A 3,954-nucleotide genomic window follows, 5' to 3' on the forward strand; every position below is an offset into this window, starting at 1 on the left:
AAACAGACAATCTTCCACAACCTAATCAAAAGAATGGTGAATGAAGACAAATTATATATTCAAAATATTATATGAGACTAAGCGTCCACCTCTATAAAATTTTTCATGCCCAAATTTAATGGAACGGATAATTTCAGGCTTGTTAAGTTAAGTTAAAGAGGAATGCATAACTCTTAATTTATCTATAATTACCGGATATTGCCCACTCTAATATCGCTGACATGAAGGATCTGAAACTAAAAGGTGCCTGAAATCTTCAAGGGTCAATTATTCCTCCTGCTGATAAAAATATGCTCCTGAAAAAAAGCAGATTATTAGTAGAGAATACCGCAACAGAAAGTTGGGAGATTATTTCAGGAGTTAAAACTGACGGAAGGGGTATAGACCTGTCTATTATTTATGAGTGCATGAAAAAAAATGGTTCGCCTCACAAGCCTTCGAAACCGATGAATACAGAAATTATTTTCTTTGCACCGTATCTGTTCGTCCACTTACAAATTTTGTCTTAGTTTCTCGGGTAGAACCAAGAAAAAATAGTGATAAAAAAAAGTAAATCAGTTAATTAAATAGCTAGCTTAGGTCAGGAAGTGAATTAAGTTGGAACTAAGATAAGTGTAGAATTTCGGAGTCATATCTCCACTGATACGTTACGTGATATGTTTCTACATCGATATGTATATTTGAAAAATGAATTATTTTAATGTCAGATTTGGGTTTAGCTCAGTTTGTAGAGTATCTGGGTAATTCAGTTCGATTAGTGCCATCCATTTCGGCCTAACTCTGCCAGTGTATAACCCGAAGATGTTGAACACTAATCCGGTCATTCGGACCATCCCTCCGGAAGGGCTTACAACTACTACACAAGCTAAGAGGCGAGCCCACGCACGATGTATGGAATCAACCCAACTATCGTTTGCTCAAATGGGTAAAATGAGAGAAAGGACTTTATGAAATGGCGGCAGTCAGATGCCTGAAGTGCCAGTACATGACCTCTCTGTTTGAGCATTGGAAATTGGTTCAAGCTTAGGTACTTTTAATACGAAGCGATTTACAAACATGAAGAGTCCGCCGCGGCGGATGAGAGTCTCACGCACGGCCTGTCCCGTTTTGCGGGAGTTCTGTGGGAAGGTGAGGGTGCAATTCCCTTGCCTGACCCTATTGTGCATCATTTTACAGAACCCGAACGAAACAAACAAAACAGATGAAAGAAATAAAGCACAAACTAATTAATAATAATTCAGAAAAGGTAATTAACCTAATCTTAAAAGACAAAATCTTAATTTCAGAAACTGGAAAAATCGGGAAACTAAAAACAACCGAAAGAGAATTTTCAAGCAATGAAGATGCTTTGAAAAATTTCTACAAGCAAGAATGGGAAGCCTTGAAAAAAGGATTTGTATTAAACGATGAAAACGCCAAAATCGGACAAACTGTTTTGCACAAATTTATTGGTGGTGCTTATACAGGAGCATTATCACTTGAGCATTCGCCACACGGTATATTTGTTTACGAAGACAAAATGCAAAATGAAGAAATTGTAGGCTCAATGAACCTAATTGACAATCTTGGAAAAATCCTTAAAACAATAAAATTACCAAAAAATTTAGCCTGGAATATCGAGTACAGTGCTGAAAGAAATTCTTTAATTTTAGACATTGACCATCATATTTATGAGTTCGATATTGAAAAAGAAACTTTTTATAACTTAGGTCAAGAGAAAAGTTATGTCGACAGTTTTTCATCGGTCTCAAATGACAAAATAGCTTTCGCTACGATGAGTAAATTGACTGTAGTTGATAATCAAAATAGAATTTTATTTACAAAAGATTACAAAATAGAAATTGTAAAAGGCAATTCTCCTTTTTGCGGAAAATTATCAAAAGATGGAAAATTATTGGCATTTCATAACAAGGTTGGGGAAATTCAAATTATTGATGCAGAAAATGGAACACTTTTAAGTAAAATAAATGGCAAGTTTGAAATGGTGTTTCAATTTGAGTTTGCTGACAATAATAAATTATTGATTGTTAGAGAACAATATGGAACTTGGGGAATGCGGTATTTTGACCTTTCTACAAATGAAGAAATCCTAATGAAAGAAATAGAAATTCCCGAATACACAAAAGACGTTAATGCTTTTTGCTTTAATGCTGACCAAACAAAATTGGTTCTTCTACAACGGGCAGATGCCCACGTGTTCGACTTTATCAATAAAAAACTTTTACACAGCTTTAAAATTGAACATCTTGGAAAAAAATGTGAAATTAAGTTTGTGGGAGAAAAATTAGGTGTAAGAACTGATTATGGTTGCTTTAGCATATATAACGTATAAAAAACGAACGCAAAGCCCGAAACGTGTGTGGCCTGAATTGACCTAAAAGAAAGTTGAATGCTCTGAAATGGAGGGAGGATTACTGGCTAACCAGTAGACAGGGCCTCCGGTGTTCCCGAAGTTTCGAGAGAGCGGCGATCATGTCAGTTTCCGATAAAAACATCCAAAGCCTGTTTGACGGAATAGCCGAAATCCTTAATTTGGTGTCAGCAGACCCGCTGAACCCTGTGGACACACTTCCAATATAAAGTGGCAAGCTAAAAAGGACTTAGAACCCTTACAGCCAAAAATTATCATATCCGAAACCTTTATATAAATGGAGATTTAAAAAGATATATTTATTCAAATTCAAAGCATTGTTTCCAATGCTCAATCAAAAGCCATTCGGGCAGTTTATAATGAACTTGTATTGATGTATTGGCAAATCGGTAAAATAATTTTTGAAGAAGAGCAAGAGGGAAAAGACCGGGCTGACTATGGTACATACCTTATAAAATCTATTTCCGAAGCATTTCAGCCGACTTTAGGAACAGGTTTTTCGGTTCGCCAATTGGAAAGATACCGACAGTTTTACCGCACCTTTCCAATTGCGTCCGCACTGCGGTCGCAATTCAATTGGACACATTATAAAAACCTAATAAGTATTGATAATCAAGACAAAAGAGAGTTTTACATAGCAGAGACAGAAAAAAACAATTGGACTGCCAGACAATTGGAACGACAAGTGAATAGCCAACTTTTTGAAAGACTGCTAATCAGTAACGATGTGCAATCTGTATTAGCCGTTGCCAGAGAAGAAAAAATGCCAACACATGCCAAAGAAATTATTAAAGACCCTATGGTATTGGAATTTTTGGGACTTAAAAGAGAAGCGGCTTATTACGAAAAGGATTTAGAGTCAGCCATTATCACACACTTACACGATTTTTTATTGGAAATAGGCAATGGGTTTTCTTTTGTGGCAAGACAAAAACGGCGGCACGGATTTATGACGATACGGGCTGAGGCACAGGAATCTTTCATCTTAATGAATTTTTATTTCCACCTCCTGCACTGACTCCGATTTCAGGATAATAATCTGGGGCAGGAGGCCGGGGTTATTGATCTTTTTAAACCCAGCATTGAAATGCTGGGCAATATAATCGGTCATGCCTCCGGCATTGTTTCGTATTTACGGCAGCATGGTGTTAACCTGACGCTCTGTCTCTGCCACCTGCACTAGATAATCGATTTGGCACCTTGGTTTAAGTGTGAGGGCGCGGAGGTGGTCGCAGCAGCGAGCCAGACGGTTGGCTTGCGCGTGGAAGCTTTGCTGCGACGAAGGTTTTTGTTACTTTTTGCCTTCAAAAAGTAAGAGAGAAAAAATACCTCAACACTATCGATACCAGTTAATAGAGAGATTGAGGATAGATGAAAAATAACCAACACACCTTTCCACCTCCTGCACCATTCCCCATTTCCAGACGATATTCCAGAGCAGGAGACAATGGCCGTTAAACTTTATTTACTCGGGGTTGAAACCCCGAGCCTCAAGTTTGGCTAATTTCTAGCATGAAACAATGCGGACAGGACTGGATTATCTGATTTTTTGAGTGTTTGCATTTTTTTCTGGATGTTTACGA

2 protein-coding genes are annotated in these 3,954 nt (G+C 37.5%); both read left to right on the forward strand.

All coding sequences use genetic code 11. The features are described from left to right. The first annotated feature begins 1,201 nt into the window (after nucleotides 1–1,201). Entirely contained in the window at nucleotides 1,202–2,332 is a 1,131-nt protein-coding gene (locus J2X69_RS24650; protein WP_310109509.1) for a hypothetical protein, read from the forward strand. Between the two features lie 355 nt (nucleotides 2,333–2,687). After that, nucleotides 2,688–3,389 (forward strand): PDDEXK nuclease domain-containing protein, encoded by a 702-nt coding sequence (locus tag J2X69_RS24655; RefSeq protein WP_409014489.1) that lies wholly within the window; start codon nucleotides 2,688–2,690, stop codon nucleotides 3,387–3,389. Nucleotides 3,390–3,954 lie beyond the last annotated feature (565 nt).

The sequence above is a fragment of the Algoriphagus sp. 4150 genome (genome assembly GCF_031457395.1).
Classification (GTDB): Bacteria; Bacteroidota; Bacteroidia; order Cytophagales; family Cyclobacteriaceae; genus Algoriphagus.

Bases quoted from the DNA above. Each gene is read 5' to 3' on its own strand.
- J2X69_RS24650 (WP_310109509.1), top strand. From the start codon at position 1,202: ATGAAAGAAATAAAGCACAAACTAATTAATAATAATTCAGAAAAGGTA.